This window comes from Pusillimonas sp. MFBS29 (genome assembly GCF_020687695.1).
GTDB lineage: Bacteria > Pseudomonadota > Gammaproteobacteria > Burkholderiales > Burkholderiaceae_B > Pusillimonas_C.
This window is the reverse complement of the sequence record NZ_JAJEWL010000001.1, coordinates 236,377-261,473: the sequence shown is the minus strand read 5'-3', so window position 1 is coordinate 261,473 and position 25,097 is coordinate 236,377. Positions and strand designations below refer to the sequence as shown.

Genomic DNA, 25,097 nt, shown 5'->3' with positions numbered 1-25,097 from the left:
TTTTTTGACGCAACGCAACAATCCCATAATATGAAAAAAAATCAGGTTATGGCAAGCTTTATTTTTACGACGGTGTCAGTTCGCCCCCTGCCCTGGCCACTTCATCCCTTAAATAACTGAGCGCCTGGGCTGCCGCCTCGGGCTCGCCTTTGACGCCCAGATCAATGTGCGGCCGGCCCGTTCCACCCATGCTGGGCAGGCTGACGGCCTTGACGCCGGGCCAGCGCCTTTCGATTTCCTCGAGTGCCGGTGTAATGCGCGATTCGGGTAAATTGAACACCAGGAAGGAATGCTCGACCCGCCGGGACTTGTGCTGCAAAGCGGCATAGCGTGTGTCGAGCGTCCATTCCATCATGGGCCACGCCATGACCGGAAAACCCGGCATGAAGGTATGATCCTTGATGAAAAAGCCGGGAATTTTGTTATAGGCATTAGGAACGATCTCGGCACCGGCCGGAAACACGCCCATTTGCAGGCGTTGCTGATTTTCGGGCAGAGTCATGTCTGCACTACCTTGTCCGCGCCGTTCATTGTCGGCACACCGCTCGGTAATCAGTCGTTTGGCCTCGGGGTGCAGCACCAGATCCACACCAAGCGCCTGCGCAGCCGCCTGACGGGTCTGATCATCGGGCGTGGCGCCTATGCCGCCACACGAAAAAACCACATCTTCGGTAGCAAAACTGCGGGCCAGTGTGGCTGCTATCGTGTCGCGATCATCAGAAATAAATTCTGCACCAACCAGGTACATGCCACGCTGGGACAGCAGCTCGATGAACTTGCTCAGGTGCTTGTCCTGGCGTCTGCCCGAAAGGATCTCGTCTCCGATGACGATCAGCCGGACTTTGCGTGTCACATTCGGTGTTGCATTATTCATTTGCGCGATCTCCGGCACGATGAGGTGGACATCAGACGTCAATAACGTTCTGCGCCCGCAAACGCCTTAATGACTCAAGGCCAAAATGGGCGAACACCAAGGCAGAAAATACCGGCAGGAACAGCCAGGCCGGCGGAAACAGATTGATCAGCGCAAGAATAAACCCGATGACCCACCATTGTCGATTGTGCATGCGCCACAATAACCGCCGCTCTTGCGCGCTGGCATGCTCGATGGTGGCATCGACCCTGAGCATACGTGTGAAGGCAAAGGTCCACCAGAAAATGGGCAGCAAAACGGCAAACGGCGGAATCAACCACAAGGGCATGGTCAGCACCCACCCAATGGCAAACAGCACACCTACCCAGGCGGCATTCCAGGCACCTACCGTCGTTGAGAAACGCCCTTGACGCGAAACACCCTGGTACTCGGTTTTTTCCAGATGTCGCAATACGATGGGCATGACGAACACGGCAGCGATGACCAGGCCCAATATCCCGGAAATCGGCAACAATATGCCCACCGCAAGCAACGGTACCAGGTAAAGCTTGATGGAAAACAGGCCTATCGCCAGCATCCATTGATCGATCTGGTTGACCACGCCCCAGTCTGACGCCTGCACGTTCAACCAGCCAGTCAGTGGATCCCAGAAAGCCCAAAGTAATATAATTGCGCCCAGCAATGCGATGATGAACGGCAGGAACAAAGCCACCAGCATTCTGGGATGGCACTGCGAAACAAGCGCACGCTTGAAGGCCAGCCCTACTGTGGCCATTTCCCATGCCGGCGACGGCTGCTTGCGAACAGCCAGATTAGATTGGTTCATAGATACCGCCTTGAATCAACGATTCGATCATCATAGTCAAACCAGGTCCCATTTGTCTTTTATGCAAATATTCGAACCCCAACATAATATTTCTGCCCTGAAGGCACATTTGCGCGAGCACCCTGGTCTGGCGGTAGTCTGTTATTGCGCCGCCTGGTGCGATACCTGTACTGAATATCGCCCCGCCTTCGACGACTTGGCCGCCAGAATGCCCGAGCATACTTTCATATGGGTTGATATTGAAGAAAATCCAGAGCTGCTCGGTGATGACGATGTAGAAAATTTTCCCACACTGCTGTTACAGGATCAGCGCGGCAGCCTGTTTTTCGGGACGCTGCTGCCCCACATCAGCCATCTTGAGCGACTGATAGCAAGCATGGATGATGACGCGCCCCTGGTTGAACAAAGCCCCGGGGCGCTGCTGGATTTGCTGGAAGACGCCTGATTGCAGGCACGCGGCCTGAAGCCGGCTCAACGCCCGCCCAGCAGAATGCCCACCGACTTCTTGGCAGGCGTCGCCACGGGCTTGGTGCGCGTGTTATCGGTTTTGCCTGTTCCGGGCGATGGCACGTAAGGCTTGTAGAAGAATTCGTCTACCGGCTTCGATGGAGCCGCACTGGCACTGGTATAGCCGCGCCGTTCGCCGCGCGCACCAGACGAAGTGCGGCGCGACGTTGCAGGCAAGGCAAGCTGGCCACGCGGAATCTTGGCCTTGATGAGTTTTTCAATATCAAGCAGATAGCGCTCTTCTTCGGGCGCAAAGAAAGCGATAGCCTCGCCCTTGTTGCCCGCGCGACCGGTACGACCAATACGGTGAACGTAGTCTTCTGCGTTATAGGGCAGATCGTAGTTGATGACGCAAGGCACGCCGGCGACGTCAAGGCCGCGCGCCGCCACATCGGTTGCCACCAGCACCTCGAGATCACCAGCCTTGAAGGCGTCGAGCGCTTTCATGCGATCCAGCTGGCTCTTGTCGCCATGTATGGATTCCGCCTTGATGCCGTCACGAACCAGTTCACGGGCAAGACGACTGGTGCCTATCTTGGTGTTGGAAAACACTATGACCTGATTCAAACCACGCGACTTGACCAGATGCACCACGGCGGCGCGCTTGTCGCTACCTGACAGCGGGTAGGCGATCTGGCTGACCGTATCGGCCGTCGCGTTGCGGGCAGCGACTTCTATTTCAGCGGGTGAGTTCAGGTAACTGCGACCCAGTTTGCGGATTTCATTGCTGAAGGTCGCCGAAAACAACAAGCCCTGGCGCTTGGCCGGAAGCAGACGCACGATGCGATCCAGATCGGGCAGAAAGCCCATGTCCAGCATGCGATCGGCCTCGTCCAGCACCAGAATACCCACCTGACTCAGGTTCACGGTCTTTTGTTCGACATGATCAAGCAGCCGACCTGGCGTAGCAATAAGGATTTCACATCCACGGCGCAATGCATCGCGCTGAGGCCCGATGTCGACTCCGCCGAATACCACGGTGGAACGCAGCGGTGTAGCCTTGGCATACGTCGTCACGCTTTCGGCGACCTGGTCAGCCAACTCACGGGTGGGAGTCAGTATCAGGGCACGCACCGGGTGACGCGCAGGTGATGCACTGGTGTTGGCAAACTGCATGAGGCGATGCAGAATGGGCAGGGTAAACGCGGCCGTTTTGCCGGTGCCCGTTTGCGCAGCGCCCATGACATCACGGCCATCCATGACCACGGGCATGGCCTGGGCCTGAATTGGCGTCGGTGTGGTGTATCCGGTTTCGGCTATTGCCTGCAAGATACTTGGATGCAGACCAAAATCGGAAAAAGTAGGAGCCGGGGTATCGATGTTTGTAGTGTCAGTCATTGAAGATGGTCGATGCCGGCCGCAGGAGTATCCGTGGCCGGCTCTGATAACCCCGGTATTTTAACGCAGCATGCGGCCGTATCATGACTTGGCAACGCATGACGCCCTAATGCCGGTATAAAAGCCGGGAAATGTCGTGAAAAGCATACGCTTTGTCACATTTTCACGTCTGGCTGATGGTTCAGAAGAGTCCCGCCAGGCCTTTCAGCACCCAATAGGCGATCATGCCCCCCACAATCACCATGACCGTACTGCGGGTGCGCCAGAACACCAGTATCGCAATAATGGCAGCCATGAGCCTGATATCGATCACCGGGCCTGACTCGGTCCAGGGCGACAGCTCGGGCACGACAATACCCACCAGGGCCGCAGTCGGCGCGTACCGCAATGCACTGCGAACAGAGTCAGTCAGGGGGATATGATCGCCAAACAAAAAATACCCTGCGCGGGTCAGGAAGCTGCATACAGTCAGCAAGCCTATTGCTCCCAGCACATACCAATCGAATTCCAGATCACCGATCATGACGCCCTGCTCCTTGCCCTGTTCATCTGACGCTCTGCCAGCACGCCGGCAATAATGCCTCCCACGACGGCTGCGGCCAGGCCCAGGCGCAGCGGCAGTGGCTGGCCCACCCACGCAATGACACCCGCCACAAGCAGGCACATGACCATGGGCCGGGTCTTGACCAGGGGAAGTATGATCGCCATCAGGGCCAGAATGGCGGCATACTCAAGCGACCAACTGGCCGGCACGAACGATCCCAGAAAAATACCCAGCAAGGAAAACAGGTTCCAGGTAATCCAGCCCGGAATGATCACCCCCAGCAGATACCAAAGCTGATCGGGCGTTCCCCTGTCACGGCTTTCGCCATGACGGGCCATGAACAGCACAAACGAGAAATCAGTGGTCAGGTAGCCCAGGAACAACCGCTTGACCCACGAAAGGTGCCGAAAATAAGGCTGAAGCGCCGCACCGAAAATGACAAATCGTATATTGACGACGGTACCTGCCGCGAAAATCAGCCACAAAGGTGCGGACGACTCCAGCAAAGGCAGCGAGGTCAGTTGAGCCGAGCCGGCATAGACCATCAGCGTCATCAGGGTGGCCATGCTTTCGGTGAGGCCCGACTTGACCAGGGCGATTCCGGTCACAAAACCCCAGGTCGCGGTGGCAACCAGGGCAGGCATGACATCAACCAGGCCCGTCCGGAGATTTTGCCATTTACGCGCATCAAGGCGCCTGAAGGCGAACCTGGACTCTTTCACGATGTTAGGATCCCGTACGAAAATCGGCTATTGTAAGCTTCTCACGCTTGCTACAATCGAGCCTCGTCTAAAGGGAGAGCGCAATGTCCATGTCTGATCGTGATGGTTTAATCTGGTACGACGGCCAAATGGTGCCGTGGCGCGACGCAACGACCCACGTGCTGACGCATTCCCTGCACTACGGACTGTCTGTCTTTGAAGGTGTACGTGCCTATAACGCCGAAATCGGCACGGCCATTTTCCGCCTGCAGGATCACACGCGCCGCCTGTTCAATTCAGCGCATATCTATCAGATCGACATTCCCTTCGACCAAGACACCATCAACGCTGCCCAGCTCGACGTCGTGCGCCAGAACAAGCTGGAATCCTGCTACATTCGTCCGCTGGTGTTCTACGGCTCCGAAAAAATGGGCGTTTCGCCCAAAGGCGCCAAGGTTCACGTTGCCATTGCCGCCTGGCCCTGGGGTGCCTATCTGGGTGAAGAAGCCTTGCAGCAAGGCATACGCGTACAGATTTCGTCGTATGCGCGCCAGCACGTCAATGTAACCATGCCGCGTGCCAAGGTTGCCAGCACCTACGCCAACTCCATCATCGCCAACGCCGAAGCACTGGATCACGGCTACGACGAAGCCATTCTGCTCGATACCGACGGGTTCGTGGCCGAAGGTTCGGGCGAGAACATTTTCATCGTCAAAGACGGCGTCCTGTGCGAGCCTGAAATCGCCTCGGCCCTTACCGGCATCACACGCTCGACCATTCACACGCTGGCGGCCGACCTGGGCATTCCCGTCCTGACCAAGCGTCTTACTCGCGACGATCTTTACATCGCAGACGAAGCCTTTTTTACAGGAACCGCCGCCGAAGTCACCCCCATACGCGAAGTCGATCGCCGCGTCATCGGTGCAGGCAGTTGCGGCCCCATAACGGCCAAGCTGCAAAAGGCATTCTTTGATGTCGCCAACGGCAAGAATCCCAAATATCATCATTGGCTAAGCAAGGTATAAGCCGGCCACGCGCTGCATACCATCCATACAAAATCTATTTATCAGGATCTACCATGAGCAGTACCCCCAATACCGCAGTTCCCAAAGATGACACTATCTTCGTGAAGGCCGACGACTTGCCCCTGTACTGCCCGGGGCCACACTCGCCGCTCTGGAGCATGCACCCCCGCGTCTACATTGAAGTCGCCAAGACCGGCAAGGCCTTGTGCCCCTACTGCAGTGCCGCCTATCAGCTCAGAGACGGCGAAAAGGTTCACGGACACTAACAGGCGCAAGTGCCCTTTCGGGGCGCGCTCCGCTACTACCGGTTACCCGCTATATGTTCACCACACCCCAAGAGGCCGAGCAGGCGTTCTATCAGGCGCTGCGTCAAGCTGACCTTGCATTGATGATGCAGGTCTGGGCTGACGACGAGGAGGTGGTCTGCATACACCCGGGCGGAATGCGGACCATAGGCCACGACGCCCTGAAAAGCGCCTGGCAGCAGATTTTCGCCAACGGTCCGGTCAACATCCAGCCTGTGCGTCCCATGATCATGACCAGCGTCATGAGCTCGATTCACGTACTGATAGAACAACTGTCCGTCAGCACGGCACAAGGCAGCCAGACTGCGCATTGCTATTCCACCAACATTTTCCACAAAGGCCGCTACGGCTGGAAAATGGTCTTGCACCATGCGTCGCACGCGCCGCAGGAAATCGACCTGTTCGATTTGCAAGACCGGCCCGACACGCTGCACTGAAGGCGGGACGTGACGGCACAGATTGACACCTCACCTTGTCCCAGCCCCGCGTGGCTGCCAGGCGGACACCTGCAAACCGTGTATGGCGTGCTCATGGCGCGCTACCACCATATTTCGTTCGCACGTGAACGCGTCAATACCCCTGACGGCGACTTCCTGGACTTCGACTGGACGGGGCCCGGCCTGTTTTCCGACCGGCTGGCGAACGGCCAGGCCATAGAGCCAGACCCTGCCCTGCAAAACACAGCCGCACGACGCTGGCTGCAAGCGGAAGACTGGGATTCGCTGCCCACTGCGCCTGGAACCCCTGCACTGATCCTGTTCCACGGTCTGGAAGGCAGCAGCCGCAGTCACTATGCCCAGGCGATCGCCCAATACTTCCGTGCGCGCGGCTGGGTCGTTGTAATTGCTCATTTCCGCAGTTGCTCAGGTTTTCCAAATCGTATGGCCCGGGCCTATTACTCCGGGGACTCCGCCGATATAGAGTTCATGCTGGATACAGTCCGCCAACGGCTGCCCCACGCACGCTGGCATGCCACAGGTGTCTCGCTCGGCGGCAATGCCATGCTCAAGCACCTGGGCGAACAAGGCAGTACGCTGTCGTGGCTGACGGCAGCGACCGCAGTATCGGTTCCCATGGACCTGCTGGCCTGCGGAACGCAGCTGTCGGACACCTCGCTGGGCAAGCGCCTGTACACACGCTATTTTCTGAAGACCATGAAAACCAAGATTGTCGAAAAAGCCAAGCGCTTTCCTGGCAATATCGATGTCTTCAGACTAAGCCAGTGCAAGACGCTACGTGAGTTCGATACTTTGTATACGGCGCCCATGCACGGATACAAAAACGCGCTGGATTACTGGACGCGGGCGTCAAGCAAGCCGCTGCTGCCCGACATTGCCGTACCGACCCTGGTGCTGAATGCTCGTAACGACCCCTTTGTTCCCGGGCCGTCATTGCCAGGCTCGCACGATTGTTCATCCAGTGTTCTGTTGCACCAGCCCGCCGAGGGGGGCCACGCCGCTTTCGTCACAGCGCCCTTCCCCGGTCATCTGGGCTGGCTGCCGGCCAGACTGGCACGATTCTTCGAAAGCGGCCGCTAAGACTTGAAACGCTCCAGTAGCTGGCGGTCGGACGCCAGGCGTTCTTTAAGCTCGCGTATCTTCACATCCAGCTCGGACTGCACGTAAAAGTCTTTGGACATGCTGCGCGCCTGTTCAAGCTGTGCGACCGCCGAGGGCAAGGCCCCGGTCTGCTCGTAAAAGCTCGCCATGGCGCGCCTGGCCTCGATATGGCGTCCCAGACGTTCGTAGCTTTGTGCCTGCAACTGGTGCAAGCGCGGAACATCCGGCCATTGTTTGGTCAGCTGTGACAGCAGTTGCACTGCCTGTTCGTCCTGACCCATCTTTTGCAGGGCCTCGACCCGCGCCAGGGCAACACCCTGGCTGTCGGGCCAGCGCTTCCAGGCCGCAGCGGACAAGGCGGCCGCCTGTGCGTTGTCTCCCTGCTCCAGCGCCAGCGCAACGGCCAAGCCGGCGATCTCCGGGCTGTTTACATTGCCTTTTTGCGCCTGGGCCAGCGCCTCGCTCGCCGCCGACCAGTCTTTCTTTTGCCAGGCGGCATAGGCCAGACCATACCAGGCCGCCGACTGCTCGACTCCTGTCTTTTGCCGGGCGTCCAGCCGCAGTTTATCCAGCGCATTACGCAAGGGCTGGCTGCTGCGCGCCTGCACGACGCGCAGCTTGGCGCGTATGTACCAGAAGGAGTCTGCACTGCGCACGGTAGTCGAGGGCAATCTTGCAACCCGGTTCTGGATGTCGGACATGCGCTGGATGGACAGGGGATGGGTACTGGTATAGCCGCCGCCTGAACCCTCGTTGAGCCGGGATGCGTTGCCCAATTGCTGGAACATACGCACCATGCCGCGCGGATCGAAGCCCGTCTGGCGCATCATTTCAAACCCTGCGCGATCAGCTTCCTGCTCGGCCTGGCGGGAAAAACCCAACTGGCGATCCACTGCAGCAGCCTGGCCGAACGCCGCCACACCCATGGCCAGATCGCTGCTGCCGGACAGGGCGGCGAGCAAGGCTGCGGCAAGGGCCGCAATCACCACGTGGCCGCTTTGAGAACGTTGCGTCATGCCGCGCGCAATATGCCGTTGCACAACATGGCCGATTTCATGGGCTACAACCGAAGCCAGTTCGGATTCGCTCTGGGCCGAAACGACCAGCCCGCTGTTGATGCCTATATAGCCACCCGGCAGGGCAAACGCATTGATTTGAGGGTCTCGCACACCAAATATCGTAATGCGCTGACCAGATCCACCGGGAGCGTTGGCCGCCAGGCGCCGGCCCATTTCGGTCAGGTACTGACTGACGTCCGGATCAGCGATATAAGTGGGATCGCGCCGCCCCTGCTCCATAATGGCATCGCCCAGCGTACGCTCCAGGGCGGGCGAAAGCTCTGCTGACGAAGCCGACCCCATGCTGGGGATGCCCACGGGCTGCGTGACTGCCGGCCCGCTCCAGCACATCAACGCAATAAGTCCGGCGCTGACCGCGCGGGAATAAAATCGGTTTCGAAAATCAGTTCTGGTGGCAGCCATGAGTCCGAAGTAGTGCGGGAGCGTCAGGAAATGGGGGCAACCACCGCCTGTTTGCGCCGCAAAAGATCTTGTTTATTGGGTAATCGATTCTTGCCTGACAGACGCATGAGTGTTGCCAGGGCAAAGAGCAGGCCGAACACCTCGACGAAGCCGGCCAGCACCCACATTGTGAGCCCGCCTATGGCCTGATCCGTCAGGGCCGTCATGCCCGGAATCGCGCGTCCGCAAAGATCAAAGATGGGATACAGATCATATTCGGTGAAGGTAATGATCGCCCCCACCACCATTTGCGGCACCATGGTCAGCACGGGCGAGATGATTCGTCCGCCGGGCGACAGTACTGCCGGCGGGCTGGGGCGCCGGTCGAGAATCAAATTCCAGTACATGAAACCACTGATTACCACCGACCAGTTCATGAAACGGTACAGACGCCAGTCAAGCATGGAGTAGAACTGCACCGTGGGAATCAGGAAGCCGACAACCAGCACGACAAACAGCACTGGCACGAAGATTTTATTGGTCAGCACCGCCTCGAGCCCACGGCCGGTTTTTGTCTGGCGAAAGTCACGCAAGCGCAGACGCCAGCGCATGGGCAGTCCGGCGCGCAACACCTGACCCGGGTATGCGCCCATGATCAACAGTGGCCCCAGATGATGCAGGACCAGGTGCTGCAGGCGATGTATGAAGAACATGCGTTCGGCGTAGTAGTCGACACGCGTGTGCAATGACAAATACAGAAAAACGACGCCCAGCCAGAAAAGCAACTGGCGTGCGAAGCTGACCCGATGGACACGGCAGCCGCGCAAGAACAGCCAGCAACCGGCAAAAAACATCAGTAGCAACGCGGGGGAAAATTCCCAGGGCGTCAGCCAATCAATGACTATCATGAAGAAAAATTCAGTTAGCGCGAACCCGCCTAGTTTAAAGCAATATGGCGCTGATCGCCCCACTGAACCTGTGCAACGCCGGGAAACTGACTGAGCTGCCGGGCTTGTGTCATGAGCACGGAACGCAATTCCGGCGGGCAATGAACGGTGACACAGGTACGTGCCATATCGTGCTGTAAAGCGCGATCAACCTGCAATGTTGCCACTCGCAGCCCAGAGCCTTCGAAACCCTGATAGATCTGCTTGCGCACATCGGCAAGCTGATGCCGGGGGCACACCACCGTAAGCCTCGAGGTCGAGCTGGGGACACGGACGGGTACCGACTGCAGGCCGGCACGACGCAGGAACAAATTAAATAAACGCATAAGAACCCCCATTGTTTTATGCGCGCCGTCAGGGCGGCGCGAGAACCGGCCGCCTAAGGCGGCCCGGTTTGCACATTGATACGACGGGAGTCTGAATGATCAGATACCACGCCTTGGAAAAACCAGGGCGTGGCATTGCGGAGCTTGGGTGAGCTTGCTGCCTAGACGCGCCTGGTGAACGAGTGGTCGATGCAAGATCGACTATTACTGTCGCCGGGGTCGGAATTCACCTCGTGGCTCCTATAGAATTGACAGCCTTCATTGTAGCCGCATACCCGCCTAGGGACAACCCTGGGACGGCTTCCAATTGCAAGAAATTCATAAAGAAATCAGTATACGTAGCCGTCGAGCCAGCCCATGGCCTTGTAGACATGCATGACGATCAGCGCCAGACCGAACATCAGGACGGTTCCGCCCAGGAACGTCGCCGCGATAGCAGCCAGCACCGGCCCCCAGCCGGTGCGTGTGGTCCGCCCTGACTCCGGGTTGTATTTCCGGTCGAATTTTTCGTCGGGCGTCAAGGCAAAGACCAGCGCCTCTATGAAGCCGGCGGCAATCGGCACGATCAGTAACAGAAAAGGCGGGTTGTCCCACCATACCGGGTAAAACTGCGCCAGTATCAGCATCAGGGCGGTAAAGGCGGTCCATAACCAGGCCCAGGAACGCCCCATATACCAGGCGTGGGCGCCGGTAAAACCCAGCAAGCAAGCCAGCCAGGCAACCGTGACCTTGCTGCGATGAGGAGAAGGGGCTACAGCACTGCTTTGAGTCATGATTCCGGGTCTGATCATTAAGGCCTACAATTTCAACATTGTAGTCAAGCATGGAAAGCATATGGATAGGCCCACCTACGATATCGTCATCTGCGGTGCGGGCCCAGCGGGCGCCGCACTGACGCTGATGCTGGCCGGCAAGTCGCCGCGGCCCGATCGTATTGCGCTGCTCGGCCGGCAATTTCATTCACGCCCTGGCACTCAGGATGTGGACCCCCGCACCCTGGCCCTGAATCACGGCAGCCGCGCCCTGCTTGAGCACCTGAACGGCTGGCCGGCTGAGTCCGCCGACATCCACACCGTACATGTTTCCCAACGAGGCCGCCTGGGACGCACACTGATCAGGCACGACGAGCTCGATGTACCCCGATTGGGCAGCGTGGTTGCATACGACGCCTTGCTGCAGGCCTTGCACCAGGCACTGCAACAATCCGGGGCCACCCTGATCGAATCCACGGCTGCACCTCATCCTGCGCCGGGCCATCTGACTTTCCAGGACAACGAAACGTCGTTTTCCAGTGCCCTTGCCATACAGTCCGATGGCGTCAGGCCCCAGGGCATAGAGCGCCACTACAAGCAGCATGCCCTGCTCGCTACCGTACGCGCCGCACAACCCAGAAAACACTGGGCCTTCGAGCGCTTCACCCGCGAAGGTCCTCTGGCCATCCTGCCGCACCCCCAGGCCGATGACGTGTATGGCGTCGTGTGGTGCTGCGCTCCCGATCACGCGAAGCAATTGCAGGGTTTGCCTGACGCCGACTTTGCCGTGGCCCTGCGCACCATGTTCGGTGAACGCCTGGGCAACTTCACCTGCCTGGGCCAGCGCCATATTTTTCCATTAAGCATGCACGCCGGACCGTCATTGATCAACGACAGAACAGTCGCCATCGGCAACGCTGCCCAAACGCTGCACCCGGTGGCCGGACAGGGCTTGAACCTCGGGCTGCGCGATGCTGCCCAGCTGGGCCAGACCCTGGCGCCGTGGCTGGCCCGTCCCGACACCGATCCGAGCCCCCTGCTGGCACGTTTTGCCAGCCAGCGGCGCCCTGATCGCTGGCTTACCGCCGGAATCACCGATTTTCTGCCCCGCGTGTTCAGCACCGGCATTCCCCTGGTCGAACATGCGGGTGGACTGGCATTGCTCGCGCTGGATCTGGTTCCTTCGTTGCGCACACCCCTGGCCCGCCACTTGTTGCAAGGTCTGCGCACCTAAAACTTTTCCGGGGGTTAAAATCACTCCGATGCGCATCGGCTCCTGGTCCCTTCCCAACCCTGTTTTCGTCGCCCCCATGGCAGGCGTAACCGATCGCCCCTACCGCAAATTATGCAAAGCGCTGGGGGCAGGTTATGCCGTGTCCGAAATGGCGGCCAGCAATCCACGCCTGTGGAACAGCGTCAAAACGTCAAGAAGGCTGAATCATGACGGCGAAATCGACCCGATTGCCGTCCAGATTGCAGGCTCGGATCCTGACATGATGGCCGAAGCCGCCGTGTTCAACATAGAAAAAGGCGCCCGCATCATAGACATCAACATGGGTTGCCCGGTGAAAAAGGTCTGCAACGTGGCTTCGGGCTCTGCGCTGCTGCGCAACGAACAGCTGGTCGCACGCATATTGCGCAGCGTGGTTGATGCCTGCAAGCCACGGAACATTCCGGTTACACTGAAAACCCGCACAGGCTGGGACAGCGCATCGCGCAATGCCGTACGGATTGCGCGGCTGGCAGAAGACATTGGCGTTGCCGCCATCACCCTGCACGGCCGCACCCGCTGTGACCTTTATCAAGGCCAGGCGGAGTACGATACGATACGTGAGGTCAAGCAGATAGTACAGATTCCGGTCATTGCCAATGGGGATATCGATAGTCCCGAAAAAGCCAAATACGTACTAGAGTACACAAACGCCGACGCAGTCATGGTCGGTCGCGCTGCACAGGGCAGGCCCTGGATTTTTCGTGAAATCAGCCATTATCTGGCTCACGGCACATATTTGCCGCCGCCCACCTATGGCGAGTTACGTGACTGCCTGCTTGACCACCTTGAAGACCATTATCAGTTTTATGGCGAGTTCACCGGGGTTCGTTCGGCGCGCAAGCATATAGGCTGGTATCTGGCCGACCTGCCAGACGCCCAGGAACTTTTGCCCCAGGTCAACACAATCAGCAGTACCGGCGAGCAAACCCGTGCCATCGCGCAGTGGTTCGACCGCCATCCATCCAACGAGCCAATAATGGCCAGGGCATCCGGGGCCGCAACCCTCTGAATGCCCAAAAACAGAATCACCAAGGATCATGAGTACAACTAACCCACTGGAGCAATCCGTACGAGCCCAACTCGAACGCTACTTTACCGACCTGGGCGACGAAGCCCAGCCGCGCGACCTGCTGGCCATGGTCGTCAACTGCGTCGAGCGGCCCGTATTGCAAATTGCACTCGAGCAAACCCATGGCAACCAATCCAAGGCAGCAGAAATGCTGGGCATTACCCGCAGCACGCTAAGGAAAAAATTGCAGGCGCACGACCTCCAACCCTGATTTCACACTTCACATTTCGATTCCATGAAAATCCAGACTGCCTTACTTTCGGTTTCCGACAAAACCGGTATTGTTGAATTTGCGCAGGCGCTTGCACAGCGCGGCGTACGCCTGCTGTCTACGGGCGGCACGGCCAGGCAGCTTGCCGATGCCGGGCTCACCGTCACCGAAGTGGCTGCACACACCGGCTCGCCCGAGATCCTCGACGGCCGTGTAAAAACACTGCATCCAAAAATACATGGCGGACTGCTCGCCCGCCGCGACAGCGAAGTACACCTGAAAACCCTGGAAGAACATGGCATCGAACGCATCGATTTGCTGGTTGTAAACCTGTACCCCTTTCGCGAAACCATCGCCAGGGCCGGCTGTACATTCGCCGATGCCGTTGAGAACATAGACATTGGCGGCCCCGCCATGTTGCGCGCCGCGGCCAAAAATCATGGCACTGCGGAAGGCGGCGTCACCGTAGCCATAGATCCGGCTGACTACCCCCGTATTCTGGCCGACATGGACGGCCCCCAGGGCGGTCCTTCATATGCCCTGCGTCTGGAACTGGCCACCAAAACCTATGCTCACACAGCCGCCTACGATGGCGCCATCGCCTCTTACCTGAGCAGCCTGGCAAGCGCCGAACCCGCACAGGAACAAGAGCCCGAACGCAATGCCTGGCCCCAAAACCTGACCGTACAGGTCAAGCGCCAGCAAATCCTGCGCTATGGCGAGAACCCCCACCAGTCGGCTGCCTTCTACATAGACCAGCCCTTGCAGGATGGCCTGCTGGGCAGCTATCGTCAGCTGCAAGGCAAGGAACTGTCGTACAACAATATCGCCGATGCCGATGCTGCCTGGGAATGCGTACGCAGCTTCCAGACCACAGCCTGCGTCATCGTCAAGCACGCAAATCCTTGCGGCGTTGCGATCGGCAACAGCTCGCTGCATGCCTACCAGCAAGCCTTCAAAACCGACCCCACTTCCGCCTTTGGCGGCATCATTGCCTTTAACCGCCCCGTCGACGAGGCAACCGCACAGGCCGTCAGCGGCCAGTTTGTGGAAGTCCTGCTGGCACCGGCCTATACGCCGGAAGCACTGGCAATTTTCGCAGCCAAGAAAAATGTTCGTGTACTTGAAGTACCACAGGGCAACGGACACAACGAGTTCGACATCAAGCGCGTTGGTGGCGGCTGGCTGGTGCAAAATCCCGACGACTATCAGGTACCCGAAGATGCGTTCAAGGTGGTCACCGAACTGGCGCCCACAGCCGCTCAAATGCAAGACCTCCAGTTTGCCTGGAAGGTTGCCAAATACGTTAAGTCCAACGCCATCGTGTTTGTAGGCGGCGGCATGACCCTGGGTGTCGGTGCAGGCCAGATGAGCCGTATCGACTCCGCCCGCATCGCCTCCATCAAGGCTGAAAATGCCGGTCTGAGCCTGACGGGTTCGGCAGTGGCCTCAGACGCATTCTTTCCGTTTCGCGACGGTCTGGACGTCGTGGCAGACGCCGGTGCCAACTGCATCATCCAGCCCGGCGGCAGCATACGCGACGATGAGGTCATCGCAGCGGCAAATGAACGCGGCATTGCCATGGTCTTCACCGGCGCCCGGCATTTCCGCCACTAGGCGTAAAGCCTCATGCGCATATTGGGCATCGATCCGGGCCTGCGTCGCACCGGCTTTGGCGTCATCGATATCCAGGGTTCTCGTCTGGTCTACGTGACCAGCGGTACCATCGTGGTGCCGTCCGACCAGGCCCTGGCCGGACGGCTCAAGGTCATACTCGACAATATCCGCGAAATCGTGCAGTCAACCAAGCCCACGGTCTCGGCGCTGGAAAAGGTCTTCGTCAATACCAATCCGGCGTCCACCCTGTTGCTGGGCCAGGCCCGGGGTGCCGCCATGTGCGCGCTTGCCGACAGCCTGCTGGACGTACACGAGTACACAGCCCTGCAGATCAAGAAATCGGTCGTGGGCAACGGGCATGCGGCCAAAGAGCAGGTGCAGAAGATGGTGCAGCATCTGCTGGGCCTGAACGGCATGCCGGCTGCCGACTCGGCCGATGCGCTGGCCTGCGCCATCTGCCACGCTCATTTTCACCCTCTTACGCAACGCCTGCAGGATACCGGACAGCTTGCGTCCGGTCGGGCCAGCCGCATCCGTGGCGGCCGCCTGCTCGGCTAGGCCTTACATCTGTTGACAAGGATTCACCATGATCGGTCGCATTACCGGCACGCTGATTGAGAAAACCCCGCCTATCGTCTGCATCGACGTAAGCGGCGTCGGCTACGAAATCGATGTGCCAATGAGCACGCTATATGATCTGCCCGAAAACGGCGCCACCGTCACGCTGTACACCCATCTTGCCGTACGCGAAGACGCACACACCTTATATGGCTTTCTGTCGCCCAAAGAACGCAGCGCATTCCGGGCACTGATCAAGGTGACGGGCATAGGTGCGCGCACCGCGCTGGCCGTACTGTCGGGCATGAGCGTAGACGACCTTGCCAATGCCATTACCCAGCAGGAAACCGGTCTGCTCACACGCGTGCCCGGTATAGGCAAGAAGACGGCGGAACGCCTGCTGCTGGAGCTGCGTGGCAAGCTGGGGGCAGACCTGTCGCATACAGGCGGGGCCGTCTCGTCGGGCCGCGACGACATCCTGAATGCCCTGCTGTCGCTGGGCTATTCGAATAGTGAAACCCAGGCTGCACTGAAAGGACTGCCCGAAGGCGTGGACGTGGCCGAGGGCATACGCCTGGCCCTCAAGTCACTGGCCAGGGCATAAGCCACGCTCCGCGCTCAGGCCGCCGTCAGGTAAGCTGAATAGGCGGCAAGATCAACGTTGCCGCCACTCAGCAGCACACCTATCCGTTTTCCTTTGACCGGAACGATTTCGCTCAGAGCCGCAGCGGCCCCCAGGCAACCGGTAGGCTCAACCACCATTTTCATGCGCTCGGCAAAAAACCGCATGGCCTGCACCAACTGCTGGTCGCTGACCGTGACGATGTCGTGTGCATGCTGGCGAATGATGGGAAAAGTAAGGGAACCCAACGCCTGGGTCAGTGCGCCGTCAGCGATGGACACAGGTGTATCGATGCCGACGATCTCGCCCTTGTGAAACGATTTCCAGCCATCGTTACCCGCCTCGGGTTCCACACCGTACACGGCACAATCCGGACTGATGGCATGAGCAGCCAGTAACGATCCTGACAACAACCCGCCACCGCCCAGAGGCACGAACAGCATATCCAGACCACCGGTTTCCTCGAGCAGTTCTTTGACTGCCGTACCCTGACCGGCTATGACGTCCGGGTGATTGAAGGGTGGAATCAGGGTCAGGCCCTGCGCCTGCACGAGCCCATGGGCGATCTCTTCCCTGTTTTGTTTGTAGCGGTCGTACTCGACTACCTGTGCGCCATAGCCTCGTGTTGCGGCCTTCTTGGCGGCAGGAGCGTCGTGCGGCATGACGATGGTGGCCTTGATATCGAGCATGCGGGCGGCCAATGCTACCGCCTGTGCGTGGTTGCCTGAAGAAAAAGCCACAACCCCCGCCTTGCGCTGCTCGCTGTCGAGACTGGCCAGGGCGTTATAACCGCCTCGAAACTTGAAAGCGCCGATGCGCTGAAAGTTCTCGCATTTGAAAAATACCAGGGCGCCCAGCCGGGCGTCCAGGCTCGAGGAGGTCGTTACGGGTGTACGGTGGGCGATTCCTTCCAGCCGCTGGCTGGCCTGCACAACGTCTTCATAAGTAGGTAAGCTTGGGTTCATGGGGCGGCGCCAAAGTTAAACGATAATCCAGGATACGACACTGGCAGACATACAGCCGCAATTATGCTTGAATCGCCGGCATACTGCGCAAATGGCTGCCCCGATACGCAGTAGTTGGGTTACGATTACTACTGTAAATTTAATCAGCTAGATAGTCATGGCCATTCATTCCGACTCGCTTTCCAGCCTGCCCGCACCAGAACGTCTGGTAGCGCCGCACAGCAGCTCGCCCAACGAAGATTCCATAGAACGGGCCCTGCGCCCTCGCGAGCTTTCGGAATATATCGGTCAGCACCGTGTCCGCGAACAACTCGAGATCTTCATCGCTGCCGCCCGGAACCGTGGCGAAGCGCTGGACCACGTCTTGCTGTTCGGCCCTCCGGGCCTGGGCAAGACCACGCTGGCTCATATCGTGGCTCACGAAATGGGCGTGCAAATGCGCCAGACTTCGGGCCCGGTCCTTGAGCGTGCAGGCGACCTGGCCGCGCTCCTGACGAATCTTGAAAAAAACGATGTATTGTTCATAGATGAAATCCACCGGCTGTCGCCCGTGGTCGAGGAAATTCTTTATCCGGCACTGGAAGACTTCCAGATCGACATCCTGATCGGTGAAGGTCCGGCGGCCCGTAGCGTCAAGATCGATCTGCAGCCCTTTACACTGGTCGGCGCAACCACCCGTGCAGGCATGCTGACCAACCCCTTGCGCGACCGCTTCGGCATTGTGTCCCGCCTTGAGTTCTACAACACTGATGACCTGACCCATATCGTCGGTCGCAGCGCCCATCTGCTGAACGCGCATATCACGCCTGAAGGCGCCATCGAGATTGCCCGCCGTGCGCGCGGAACGCCACGCATCGCCAACCGCTTGCTGCGCCGCGTGCGCGACTACGCGGAAGTAAAGGCCAACGGCAAGATAGACGAAGCCGTGGCCAGTGCAGCGCTGTCCATGCTGGAGGTCGACCCGCAAGGTCTGGATCTCATGGACAGAAAGCTGCTGGAAGCCATCGTGCACAAGTTCGACGGCGGCCCCGTAGGGGTCGACAGTCTGGCCGCCGCCATCGGCGAGGAACGGGACACCATAGAAGACGTGATCGAGCCTTTCCTGATACAGCAAGGCTATCTGCAGCGCACGCCACGCGGGCGAATCGCTACCCAAACCACCTGGCGGCATCTCGGCCTGGCACCGCCCTCAGGGACCTCTGGCTCAACGGGCGATTTGTTTGGGTGATTTTTTGCCTGATTGGTTCAAGGTTATCTGACCGGTTTAAGGCCATAACTGTGCCATTCATGTCGTGCCAGTATGGGGGCCTTATGGCGACTGTCTGGGGTATGAGGGGGTGGTCCGGCACGGCGTGCTTGCTTCCGCCTCTTCCTCGTCCTGCCGGGCGTCGGGCGAACTCGTTCGCTGCGCTCACTCAGACAGCGCCCGACGACATCCCCCGGCCTCCCTTCGGAAGCAGGCGGCGCACGCCTGACCGCCTCCCCACCCCCTCATACCCCAGACAGTCGCAACACCGCTGCGGGCCCCATACTGGCACGGCATGAATGGCATGGCTGCGTGATTATCGGATCGCCGCGAAAATCAGATCGTGGCATAAATCAGATCACGTCAAATATCAGATCGTGGCCCAAACAGTGCCCCGAACACTCGGCTCCATAAAAAAGGGGGGCTGTCCAGGGCTGTGGAGGCGCCTCGCGCACGCCGCTTTATTGGCGCCAATCGAGGATGCAAGGTTGCGGCTGTATGAGCCCGGCGTTTATGAACAGCCAGTGGCTGTTCATTCGGGCGAGTTCCGCAACCGCCTCGATTGGCGCCAATAAAGCGGGTATCCCTGGCGCGCCAGGGACGTGCGCGTGAAGCCGGAGCGGTCCTGGACAGGCCCCCTTTTCTATAGAACCTGTTTGTACGGTGGCCGCTACCTGCAGCTACGGTGGCTATACACTGATACGCTAACTATCTGTTGATACGGTAGCTATTCGCTGACACGACCGCTCAAACGCTCACCCAGCCACGCACCGCAGCAACTCCTCCCCGTACGCCTCCAGCTTACGCACGCCAACCCCACTGATGCCGCCCAGCTCCTCCAGCGACTGCGGGCAATTCAACGCCACCTCCCGCAGCGTTGCATCATGGAAAATCACATAAGCCGGCACACCGTGGCTGCGGGCAACCTCGGCGCGCCAGATACGCAAATTTTCGAAACGTTGCTGCGCATCGGGCGGCAACACTATGCCCGCATCCTTGCTTCGCGTACCTGCGGATCGTCCGTTACGTGTTTTCTTCTCGGACTCACGCCGGAACATCAGCTGCTTCTCGCCCTTGAGCACCGCACGACTGCCTTCCGTCAAAGCCAGCGTACCGTAGCCCTCGTGGTCCACCGCCAGCAAACTTTGAGCCAGCAGCTGACGCAGCACCCCGCGCCAGGCCTGCTCGGAAAGATCATTGCCTATCCCGAATACGCTCAGACTTTCGTGCTCATACTGCTTGATCCGGTCTGTTACCTTGCCGCGCAGAATATCAATCAAGTGCCCTGCACCAAAGCGTTGGCCACGCTCACGCCAAAGCCGGTACACCGCCGACAGAATTTTCTGCGCCGCCACGGTGCCGTCCCAGGCCTGGGGAGGCTCAAGACAAGTATCACAGTTGCCGCAAGGCGTGATGCTTTGATCAAAATAAGCCAACAGACGCTGGCGCCGGCAGTTGACCGTCTCGCACAAGCCCAGCATCGCATCCAGTTGTGCGCCCAGGCGCCGCCTAAACGCCTCGTCGCCAGCCGACTCGTTGATCATGCGGCGCTGCTGCACTACATCCTGCAGACCATAAGCCAGCCATGCCGTTGCCGGCAGGCCGTCACGACCCGCCCGACCGGTTTCCTGGTAATAGCCTTCCACCGACTTGGGCAGATCTATATGGGCCACAAACCGCACATCGGGTTTGTTTACCCCCATGCCGAAAGCGATTGTCGCCACCATCACAATACCCTCTTCCCGAAGGAAGCGGGCCTGATTGGCGGCCCGCACCTGGGCGTTCAGGCCAGCGTGATAAGGCAAGGCCTCGATGCCGTTCTGACACAGGAAATCAGCCGTTTCCTCGACGCGGGCCCGCGACAGACAATACACAATGCCGCAGTCCCCGGCGTGTTCAGCCTTGATAAAGGCCAGCAGTTGCCGCCTGACTTCATTTTTTTCAATAATGCGATAGCTGATGTTGGGCCGGTCAAAGCTGGCTACGAAATGCGGCGCATCGTTCAGATCCAGGCGCTGTGCAATCTCGCGGCGCGTGACCGACGTAGCCGTTGCCGTCAGGGCCAGACGCGGCACGTGGGGCCAGCGCTCGTGCAGAATGGAAAGGCCCAGGTATTCAGGGCGAAAATCGTGCCCCCACTGCGATACGCAGTGCGCCTCGTCGATGGCAAACAACGATACATTGCCTTGCTCAAGCAGCTCTATGCAGCGGTCCGTCAGCAGGCGCTCGGGGGCCACATACAACAAATCCAGGTCACCACGCAGGAAGGCCTGCTCCACCTCGCGGGCGGTACGCCAGTCCTGGGACGAGTTAAGAAACGCCGCGCGTACGCCCAGCTCTATCAGGGCATCGACCTGATCCTGCATCAGGGCAATCAGCGGTGAAATAACAACGCCCACACCCTCCCGAACCAGGGCAGGTATTTGGTAGCAAAGCGATTTTCCGCCACCGGTAGGCATCAGCACCAGGGCGTCACCGCCCTGTACGACGTGGTCTATGATGGCCTGCTGGTCGCCTCGAAAAGAGTCATAACCAAAGACTTGCTGCAGGGTTTCCAATGAGGATAGGGTCATGCTTAATAAATGGGTACCGAGAAACGAATACCTATATCATAGTCGCCGCTGTCCAGCTCCCGCGCGGCGGCCACCCCTACCCGCAGGTTCGGACTGTACCAAAACTGCTGCGTGAACCCGAACCGACTCCGCGACTCGCCCAGGGATGTGTGCTCGTTTTCAAATTTTCCGCTCAGGTCTCCCCAGCGCCCCAGCGGTATCGTGGCCTTCCATTGCTGACGAACGCCCCCGATCGAAGGGTCGGCCGTATAGCGGCTCAGATCGGCGTAGCCTGGATCACGACGTTCGCCCCGCCAGGAAAGCTGCAATGACTCGAACATATCCAGCTCATAAGCCGCCTGATATCGCCAGCCTTGAGCCGCACCCATATTCGCCCGTGCCAGGCCGGCACTCCACCGGCCCCAATCAGTCCGGTATTGCCCCCCCACACCGGTGGACATCAGGTCGGGAGCCAGCTGCAACTGTGACTCCAGCACCAGGCTTGGACTTACACCATAGCGAAATACGGAATTGGCGGCGGTCGGCCCCAGGTCCAGATCTTCGGCAGGGCCTGGAGAAAAATCCAGCGCACCGACAGCCAGTGCATACTGCCAGTTGCCCTCCTTGTCTTCCGCATTGACCAAAGACGATTGCGAAATGCTGATACCACCGAGCCGGGCCGAATTGCCCCAGGCGGGCGTCACGATATCGTTGCTGCCCAACGCCACATCCAGCCCGCCATCGCCGGCAAAGCGCCAGTTGCTGACGCCGAGCTCCCAAGGCATCGCTGCCGTGGCGGGCGGCGGCGTAAATCGCCATCTGCGCCGGTTATCGAGCGCCCCCCACAAACCCGGTGAAGAACGGGAAACGCGACGATTGCGCCAGGCCGCCGCGTCGGCGCGGCTCCACGTAAAGCTGTAGGAGATATCCGGAATGCTGTCGGCCTCGTCAATGAAGAGATAGTCGTCATCGTCACTGACGGGTTCCGGCTGCGGGTCAGGCAATGGCTGCGGGGGCGCCACCTTGATCTGCGGGGCGGCAAATACCTGCACGGGCGCAAGATCGCTGAGCTGAACGCTGTAGACTGGCCCATGCCAACCGCCAAGCAGGCAGACCAGTGCGGTACATTGCATGGACATCACTGCACGCACCAGACCGATCAAAGAAAACCTCATAGACAAATACCAAACAAACACTGCACCTGACGGCTACAAACCTGATCAACGCAAGCGCCTGCCTGCCGAAAAATCCAGCATGGCCTCGCTGCTGGCATCGAACGACCTTTTCAAGGCACTGTATTTTTCAAGCAGCGCCGACTTGTAGACGACGCCCAGCAGTTGCGGCTGCTCGCCGCGACTGACCACTGGCAGACGCTCACCCTGGAAATGCACGAAATACTCCTGGGCCTGATCAAGAGTCATGTCGGGATGCAAGGTCTTCACGAAGTCCAGACGCAGGACTTCGCCCGCCGACTTGCTTTGCACATCCCCCTGGCTCAACAATAAACTGGTCAAATCCTGTTGGGCAATCACACCTTGGTAAATATTCTTTTCATCGACCACATACAGATACTTGACCGGATACTCCAGAAACATTTGCAGCGCTTCGCCCACCGGCGCCGTCGTGGCCACCACAGTATCGGCCGGGCGGACCAGATCCTGAATAACGGTATGCCTTAGCCGGTAGCGAAAGCCGGCATCACGCTCACGCACCACGGTGACGTCATACATGGCCACCTCTGCCACCGCCCTGGAAACAAAATGGGCAACCACGCAGGCCAGCATCAATGGCAAGACTATCTGATAGCTGAGCGTCATCTCGAAAATCATCAGGATGGCCATCAGAGGCGCACTGGTGGCGGCTCCCAGAAAACTGCCCATGCCCACCAGAACATACATATAAGTCTGAACCGTCATGCCCGGCCAGAGCACCGACATGATCATGCCAAACAAGGCCCCCAGGCCTCCGCCCACAAACAGCGCAGGCGTGAACACCCCGCCCACGGCACCCGATCCGACAGTCAGCGCCGTGGCCAGTATCTTGAGCAGCAGAATGGTCACCACGGCATACCAGGTCCAGGGTGCGTGCAGCAGCGAATGCACCACACTGTATCCATTACCAGCAACCTCGGGCATGACGATAAGCAACAGGCCCAACAAGCCGCCACCCAGTCCCAGCCTGGCAGGCAAAGGCAGCTTGCTGCGCTGGAACTGACGCTTGGAAAAGTCGAGAAACTTCAGGAACAGAGGGGCGCCCAGGCCTGCCATGACGCCCAGCACCAGGAACGGCAATACTTCCAGGCCCGGAACCTGCGGAATGTCGGGCATGGCATAGGTGGTGTGATAATGGCCCGTCAGGCGCATCACGATATTGGCCGAAGCAGCCGCTACCAGCAAAGGCCCCAGACTTTGCATGCTCATGGTACCCAGCACGATTTCTGCCACGAACAGGGCCCCTGCAATCGGGGCACCGTAGGCTGACGCCACCCCGGCCGCCGCGCCACAAGCCACCAGCAAACGCAGGCGTGCCGTACTGAAACGGGTAAAGCGTCCTATGATCGACGCACTCAGCGCCGCCAGATGCACCATAGCCCCTTCGCGGCCTATTGAGCCGCCGGACGCCACCGAGCTTAATGAAGACAATGAACGCAACATCCCCTGTCGAAATGACAGGTGGCCGTCGCCAATGGCAACCGCTTCCATGTAGTCGGAGTTGGTTTTGCCTTCCAGTCGTTTGGAGGCCCAAAGCAGCGCACCGGCCACTACCCCACCAACCAAAGGAAACAGCAGGCGCCCGTACCACGGCAGTTCGCGTGTGACGCCCACGATCGAGCCACTATGGCCTGTGGCCACATGCTGAACCAGACGCATGCCTTCATGGAAGGCAATGGTGGCATAGGCGCCCAGCGCACCAACCAGTACGGCCCAGCACAGCATGGCAGGAAGATCCGATAACCAGGAGTAGCCGGCCAGGCGATCGCGCACTGACTGCACGGAGCTGCGTAACATATTCATTCTGCTTCCCACGAAGCACAAACCATAACGCAAGACGGTGACATATTTCAATTCATTTCGAGAGCTTGCCTGGCTGGCAGGCACAAGGCACACTTTCGATCTATGGAAAAAACTCTGGTTAAAGTGTTGGTCGTAGACGACGACCCCGCCTTGCGACAGTTGCTGGCCGACTACCTGAATCGTCACGAGTACGACACCCTGCTTGCGCCCGACGCAAGCGATCTGCCTGCGCGCATACAGCGCTACTCACCCGATCTTATAGTGCTTGACCGCATGATGCCAGACGGCGACGGCGCCGAAGCCTGCCGGCGTCTGCGACAGCAAGGTGAAGACATCCCCGTCATTTTACTGACAGGTCGCGACGAAACCGTCGATCGCGTCATAGGGCTGGAAGCCGGTGCCGACGACTATTTGGGCAAGCCCTTCGACCCGCGCGAGCTGCTGGCCCGTATCGAGGCCGTACTGCGTCGCAAGAAAGGCGCCTCGGCCCTGACCAAAGACCAGCCGGTGTCCTTTGGCCCCTTCACCTTCAGTCCTGCCACCCGTCAGCTGACCAAAGGTCAGGAAGTCATCAAACTGACCGGCGGTGAAGTGAACCTGCTCGAGGCATTGATCAATAACTCCGGGAAGCCTCTGTCTCGCGAGCGCCTGCTGGCTCTGGCGCGCGACGACGACGAAGGCGAGCGCAACGACCGGGCCATAGACATTGCCGTCCTGCGCCTGCGCCGCGCCATAGAAGACGATCCCAAACAACCTCGCTGGATACAGACAGTATGGGGTGTGGGCTATCGTTTTTCTCCCTGACG

26 protein-coding genes are annotated in these 25,097 nt (G+C 59.1%); 13 read left to right on the top strand and 13 right to left on the bottom strand.

Annotation, left to right across the window (positions count from 1 at the left end):
* Positions 1-64 precede the first annotated feature (64 nt).
* Both LKR43_RS01260 and LKR43_RS01255 read right to left on the bottom strand, forming a co-directional pair.
* The gene (locus LKR43_RS01260; protein ID WP_227682028.1) at positions 65-874 is read right to left on the bottom strand and encodes a molybdopterin-binding protein; all 810 of its coding nucleotides are present in this window, start codon (positions 872-874) and stop codon (positions 65-67) included.
* Between the two features lie 31 nt (positions 875-905).
* Positions 906-1,700, bottom strand: coding sequence for an EI24 domain-containing protein (locus LKR43_RS01255; protein ID WP_370632044.1), 795 nt, complete (start codon positions 1,698-1,700; stop codon positions 906-908).
* A 61-nt stretch (positions 1,701-1,761) separates the two neighbouring features.
* On the opposite strand from LKR43_RS01255, the gene LKR43_RS01250 reads away from it, so the two are divergent.
* Entirely contained in the window at positions 1,762-2,145 is a 384-nt protein-coding gene (locus LKR43_RS01250; RefSeq protein WP_227682027.1) for a thioredoxin family protein, read from the top strand.
* Between the two features lie 26 nt (positions 2,146-2,171).
* Here LKR43_RS01250 and LKR43_RS01245 read toward each other — a convergent pair whose 3' ends face one another.
* The 3 genes from LKR43_RS01245 to LKR43_RS01235 all read right to left on the bottom strand — a co-directional run bounded on the left by LKR43_RS01245 (position 2,172) and on the right by LKR43_RS01235 (position 4,733).
* Positions 2,172-3,545, bottom strand: a complete 1,374-nt coding sequence (locus LKR43_RS01245) for a DEAD/DEAH box helicase (RefSeq protein WP_227682026.1) — start codon at positions 3,543-3,545, stop codon at positions 2,172-2,174.
* Between the two features lie 181 nt (positions 3,546-3,726).
* Complete coding sequence (locus LKR43_RS01240) at positions 3,727-4,068, bottom strand: AzlD domain-containing protein (RefSeq protein WP_227682025.1); 342 nt, start codon at positions 4,066-4,068, stop codon at positions 3,727-3,729.
* Positions 4,065-4,733: an AzlC family ABC transporter permease gene (locus tag LKR43_RS01235; protein ID WP_227682291.1), complete on the bottom strand. Its 669-nt coding sequence runs from the start codon at positions 4,731-4,733 to the stop codon at positions 4,065-4,067. Before LKR43_RS01235 ends, LKR43_RS01240 begins: the two co-directional genes overlap by 4 nt.
* Before the next feature lie 161 nt (positions 4,734-4,894).
* On the opposite strand from LKR43_RS01235, the gene LKR43_RS01230 reads away from it, so the two are divergent.
* From LKR43_RS01230 to LKR43_RS01215, 4 genes are read left to right on the top strand one after another with little or no spacing between them, the layout of a single operon-like run.
* Positions 4,895-5,815, top strand: coding sequence for a branched-chain amino acid transaminase (locus LKR43_RS01230; protein ID WP_227682024.1), 921 nt, complete (start codon positions 4,895-4,897; stop codon positions 5,813-5,815).
* A 53-nt stretch (positions 5,816-5,868) separates the two neighbouring features.
* Positions 5,869-6,081, top strand: coding sequence for a zinc-finger domain-containing protein (locus LKR43_RS01225; RefSeq protein WP_227682023.1), 213 nt, complete (start codon positions 5,869-5,871; stop codon positions 6,079-6,081).
* A gap of 53 nt (positions 6,082-6,134) precedes the next feature.
* Complete coding sequence (locus LKR43_RS01220; protein ID WP_227682022.1) at positions 6,135-6,557, top strand: nuclear transport factor 2 family protein; 423 nt, start codon at positions 6,135-6,137, stop codon at positions 6,555-6,557.
* 9 nt (positions 6,558-6,566) lie between these two features.
* Positions 6,567-7,658, top strand: a complete 1,092-nt coding sequence (locus LKR43_RS01215; RefSeq protein WP_227682021.1) for an alpha/beta fold hydrolase — start codon at positions 6,567-6,569, stop codon at positions 7,656-7,658.
* Here the strand turns inward: LKR43_RS01215 and LKR43_RS01210 are convergent.
* The 4 genes from LKR43_RS01210 to LKR43_RS01195 form a co-directional block, all read right to left on the bottom strand.
* Positions 7,655-9,160 carry a M48 family metalloprotease gene (locus tag LKR43_RS01210; protein WP_227682020.1) on the bottom strand — a complete coding sequence of 502 codons (1,506 nt, stop codon included), beginning with the start codon at positions 9,158-9,160 and terminating at the stop codon, positions 7,655-7,657. The genes LKR43_RS01215 and LKR43_RS01210 overlap by 4 nt on opposite strands.
* A gap of 23 nt (positions 9,161-9,183) precedes the next feature.
* Positions 9,184-10,047, bottom strand: a complete 864-nt coding sequence (locus LKR43_RS01205) for a cytochrome c oxidase assembly protein (protein WP_227682019.1) — start codon at positions 10,045-10,047, stop codon at positions 9,184-9,186.
* Positions 10,048-10,076: 29 nt separating this feature from the next.
* Positions 10,077-10,412, bottom strand: a complete 336-nt coding sequence (locus tag LKR43_RS01200; RefSeq protein ID WP_227682018.1) for a hypothetical protein — start codon at positions 10,410-10,412, stop codon at positions 10,077-10,079.
* 329 nt (positions 10,413-10,741) lie between these two features.
* Positions 10,742-11,185: a hypothetical protein gene (locus LKR43_RS01195; protein ID WP_227682017.1), complete on the bottom strand. Its 444-nt coding sequence runs from the start codon at positions 11,183-11,185 to the stop codon at positions 10,742-10,744.
* Positions 11,186-11,246: 61 nt separating this feature from the next.
* Here LKR43_RS01195 and LKR43_RS01190 point away from each other — a divergent pair, with 61 nt between their 5' ends.
* From LKR43_RS01190 to ruvA, 6 genes are read left to right on the top strand one after another with little or no spacing between them, the layout of a single operon-like run.
* The gene (locus tag LKR43_RS01190; RefSeq protein ID WP_227682016.1) at positions 11,247-12,398 is read left to right on the top strand and encodes an FAD-dependent monooxygenase; all 1,152 of its coding nucleotides are present in this window, start codon (positions 11,247-11,249) and stop codon (positions 12,396-12,398) included.
* Between the two features lie 28 nt (positions 12,399-12,426).
* The gene (gene dusB / locus LKR43_RS01185) at positions 12,427-13,446 is read left to right on the top strand and encodes a tRNA dihydrouridine synthase DusB (protein ID WP_227682015.1); all 1,020 of its coding nucleotides are present in this window, start codon (positions 12,427-12,429) and stop codon (positions 13,444-13,446) included.
* Positions 13,447-13,474: 28 nt separating this feature from the next.
* Positions 13,475-13,717, top strand: a complete 243-nt coding sequence (locus LKR43_RS01180; RefSeq protein ID WP_180030770.1) for a helix-turn-helix domain-containing protein — start codon at positions 13,475-13,477, stop codon at positions 13,715-13,717.
* Positions 13,718-13,741: 24 nt separating this feature from the next.
* Positions 13,742-15,334 carry a bifunctional phosphoribosylaminoimidazolecarboxamide formyltransferase/IMP cyclohydrolase gene (gene purH, locus LKR43_RS01175; RefSeq protein ID WP_227682014.1) on the top strand — a complete coding sequence of 531 codons (1,593 nt, stop codon included), beginning with the start codon at positions 13,742-13,744 and terminating at the stop codon, positions 15,332-15,334.
* Between the two features lie 12 nt (positions 15,335-15,346).
* Entirely contained in the window at positions 15,347-15,892 is a 546-nt protein-coding gene (ruvC, locus tag LKR43_RS01170; protein WP_227682013.1) for a crossover junction endodeoxyribonuclease RuvC, read from the top strand.
* A 28-nt stretch (positions 15,893-15,920) separates the two neighbouring features.
* Positions 15,921-16,496: a Holliday junction branch migration protein RuvA gene (gene ruvA, locus LKR43_RS01165; protein WP_227682012.1), complete on the top strand. Its 576-nt coding sequence runs from the start codon at positions 15,921-15,923 to the stop codon at positions 16,494-16,496.
* Between the two features lie 14 nt (positions 16,497-16,510).
* On the opposite strand, the gene LKR43_RS01160 is transcribed toward ruvA, so the two are convergent.
* Positions 16,511-17,479 (bottom strand): threo-3-hydroxy-L-aspartate ammonia-lyase, encoded by a 969-nt coding sequence (locus LKR43_RS01160; protein WP_227682011.1) that lies wholly within the window; start codon positions 17,477-17,479, stop codon positions 16,511-16,513.
* A 157-nt stretch (positions 17,480-17,636) separates the two neighbouring features.
* Between LKR43_RS01160 and ruvB the strand changes: the two genes are divergently transcribed.
* Positions 17,637-18,707 (top strand): Holliday junction branch migration DNA helicase RuvB, encoded by a 1,071-nt coding sequence (gene ruvB, locus LKR43_RS01155; RefSeq protein ID WP_227682010.1) that lies wholly within the window; start codon positions 17,637-17,639, stop codon positions 18,705-18,707.
* Positions 18,708-19,480: 773 nt separating this feature from the next.
* Here the strand turns inward: ruvB and recQ are convergent.
* From recQ to LKR43_RS01140, 3 genes are read right to left on the bottom strand one after another with little or no spacing between them, the layout of a single operon-like run.
* Positions 19,481-21,298 carry a DNA helicase RecQ gene (gene recQ, locus LKR43_RS01150; RefSeq protein WP_227682009.1) on the bottom strand — a complete coding sequence of 606 codons (1,818 nt, stop codon included), beginning with the start codon at positions 21,296-21,298 and terminating at the stop codon, positions 19,481-19,483.
* 2 nt (positions 21,299-21,300) lie between these two features.
* Positions 21,301-22,452: a hypothetical protein gene (locus LKR43_RS01145; protein WP_227682008.1), complete on the bottom strand. Its 1,152-nt coding sequence runs from the start codon at positions 22,450-22,452 to the stop codon at positions 21,301-21,303.
* A gap of 45 nt (positions 22,453-22,497) precedes the next feature.
* The gene (locus tag LKR43_RS01140) at positions 22,498-24,285 is read right to left on the bottom strand and encodes a ClcB-like voltage-gated chloride channel protein (RefSeq protein ID WP_227682007.1); all 1,788 of its coding nucleotides are present in this window, start codon (positions 24,283-24,285) and stop codon (positions 22,498-22,500) included.
* A gap of 108 nt (positions 24,286-24,393) precedes the next feature.
* Between LKR43_RS01140 and LKR43_RS01135 the strand changes: the two genes are divergently transcribed.
* Positions 24,394-25,095 carry a response regulator gene (locus LKR43_RS01135; protein ID WP_227682006.1) on the top strand — a complete coding sequence of 234 codons (702 nt, stop codon included), beginning with the start codon at positions 24,394-24,396 and terminating at the stop codon, positions 25,093-25,095.
* The last annotated feature ends 2 nt before the right edge of the window (positions 25,096-25,097 follow it).